General features: G+C 54.4%; 3 protein-coding genes. 1 reads left to right on the top strand and 2 read right to left on the bottom strand.

Going from position 1 to position 2,501, the window contains the following annotated elements:
• Both PPL9_RS33925 and PPL9_RS29005 read right to left on the bottom strand, forming a co-directional pair.
• The coding region (locus PPL9_RS33925) for an alpha/beta hydrolase (RefSeq protein ID WP_208989712.1) at positions 1-504 on the bottom strand (504 nt) is incomplete at its 3' end.
• 155 nt (positions 505-659) lie between these two features.
• Positions 660-1,478: an adenosylcobinamide-GDP ribazoletransferase gene (locus PPL9_RS29005; protein WP_057465979.1), complete on the bottom strand. Its 819-nt coding sequence runs from the start codon at positions 1,476-1,478 to the stop codon at positions 660-662.
• A gap of 301 nt (positions 1,479-1,779) precedes the next feature.
• On the opposite strand from PPL9_RS29005, the gene PPL9_RS29010 reads away from it, so the two are divergent.
• A partial coding sequence (locus tag PPL9_RS29010) for a nicotinate-nucleotide--dimethylbenzimidazole phosphoribosyltransferase (protein WP_057466169.1) occupies positions 1,780-2,501 on the top strand: 722 nt, incomplete at its 3' end.

Here is a 2,501-nt window from a genome sequence, read left to right on the forward strand (position 1 = left end):
GTTAGCTTTCGCATCTGCCGCCATCTGCGCCAGACGAAACACGCCTTCAGAAAAGCGGGTGTTGTACCCATGGATGAACAGCACAACCTCGCGCTCTTTCTCAGAGCGCTTCGCCAGTTGCCGGTTCACCTGCTGGCGAAACGCTGCATTACCATCGATGTAAGCGGCCTGACGGACCACGAAATCCTTGTTGGGATTGCCGGGAGAAGAAGAAGCCCACTCAATCGTACCTGGCTTATGGGTTGGTGGAATAGAAATGGTTGCCGACCCAAAATCCAGTTCTTCAGAACGCTTGGAAGAGTAAAGTTGGTGAGGAACGTCAGAGCGTGCGCGTGTGGTGGCGATGAGCATGCTGACTTCTCTGGTCCCCGGCGCTTCCTCTAAAGAAACACGCAAGGCATCTGGTCCGGGCCGGGAGGCACAACCGGCAAGGACGGCAGCGGCCAGTGCAACAGTGGCAGCGCGTTTTAATGCAGACAGTGCGCAAGCAAAAGAAAGCTTCATGATTTCTCCGAGCCCGTAAGGTTCAATCAGTAAGACAAACGTGTTCTAGGCAATCAATGCGCGTAGAATAAAGCTAAAATGCTAGCAAAAGATTGCACAATGATGGTTTCTTAAAAGCGCCGCTCCGGTTTTCAGGCAAGAACACGCAGCAGGCTCTAAAGAGCAAGGACGCCCAGCAGGAAGCCCAGTGAACCAACTTGTTGCGCAGCCCCCAAAACATCACCAGTGATGCCCTTGATTTTTGCCAGAGACAGTTTTGCCAAGGTACCCACCACCACAAAGCTGAATGCTGCCCCAAACGCCACCTGCCAGAAGCTGAGGTAGAACAAGCTTATGATCAGCAGTGGCAAGGCAAAGCCCGCGGCCCAGGAGACAGCACTGTTCTGGGGGATGCCAAAGCGGGAGGATAGTCCGCCATGATAAGCAGGTGGCATCGTGTTCCAGATCCAGATCATCCCAACCCGGCCAGTCGTTTCCGCTGCCAGATAGCCAAGCGCCGCGCCCATGCCGCCAAACCTCTCCAGCAACATGGAAAGCAGCAGCCAGCGCAGGCTCAGGGAAAGCACCAGCGCCACAGTGCCAAAAGCCCCAATACGGCTGTCTTTCATGATCTCAAGCCGCCGCTCAGCCGTATGACCTCCAAAGAACCCGTCAACCACATCAGAAAGGCCGTCTTCATGCAGGCAGCCCTGCACAGCTGCAGCCACAGCAACCGCAAGCAGCGCAATAATGGCAGGCGACAGAGCACTCTGGGAGAGTATGAGCAACACCAGCATGCTTGGCAGTGAAATGACAACACCCGCCAGCGGAATGCTGCGTGCGCGCATACGAAAATCCGGTGCTGTGTTCAAATCATCCCAGCTCCCAAGTTTCGGCAGGGGAATGCGGGAGAAGAAGCGCACCAGTTCCGCCACCTCGGCCAAAATGGAGGAAGGTGTGGGAAGAGAATCTTCTGAATGTTTGTCGTCGGACATGATGGGTTCTCACAGAAATGAAACAGGCATGAAATACCGCTGGATTCAGTTAGAACAACAATTTGTAGTTTGCAAAGCCGTGGAAACCACAAATAGTTGATAAGTCTCATTTGTATTCTGCCTCCAGTGGCTTATAGATCTGCGCAAACAACAAGGCGCAAAAATTCATTTTGCGGGTCAACTAATGTGCATCTCCGAAAAGTGGAAACCGGTTTTCGGATCAAAGGTGCGCGGAAACAAAAGCTAAAGCAGTTCAACTGATCCAACCTGAATGAGAACTGCTTTAAGTTCGGAGAAGCGTATGTCTCTTGCAACGTCTGCACTGCCATTCGATGATATCAGAAACCTGGTGGGCGCAATGCCCGGTCCAAGCCTTGAAGCAATTGAGGCGGTGAAGAAACGCGATGCGCAGTTGACGAAGCCTCAAGGCTCTTTGGGCCGTCTGGAAGAGCTGGTGGAATGGCTGGCAGCCTGGCAGGGCATGCCAATGCCAAAAGTCACCCGCCCACTGGTTGCTGTGTTTGCCGCAAACCATGGCGTTGCTGACAAAGGCGTTTCTGCTTTCCCGAAAGAAGTGACCGCACAGATGGTCTCCAACTTTGCAGCGGGCGGCGCAGCCGTAAACCAGCTTTGCATTGCCTATGACCTCGGCCTCAAAGTGTTTGAACTGGCGCTCGAAATGCCAACTCCGGACATCTCTGAGGAAGACGCCTTTGAAGAATCCGAGTGCGCAGCAACCATGGCCTTCGGCATGGAAGCGATCTCCGGCGGGACGGATCTGCTCTGCCTTGGCGAAATGGGCATCGCAAACACCACTGTAGCTGCTGCCATCTTCTACGCGCTGTTCGGCGGCACTGCAGAAGAATGGGTTGGTCCGGGCACTGGCGTTCAGGGTGATGCGCTGAAAAACAAGATTGCTGTTGTTGAGCAAGCTGTGCAGCGGATCGGCGGACCGGGCAAAGTTGAGCCTCTGGAAGTTCTGCGCCGGATCGGTGGCCGCGAAATCGCAGCAATGGCGGGGGT

It is taken from the genome of Pseudovibrio sp. POLY-S9 (genome assembly GCF_001431305.1).
In the GTDB taxonomy this organism is placed as follows: Bacteria; Pseudomonadota; Alphaproteobacteria; order Rhizobiales; family Stappiaceae; genus Pseudovibrio.

What these genes read in the sequence shown, in the direction of transcription:
- PPL9_RS29005 (WP_057465979.1), bottom strand. Translation starts at nt 1,478, where the DNA reads ATGTCCGACGACAAACATTCAGAAGATTCTCTTCCCACACCTTCCTCC.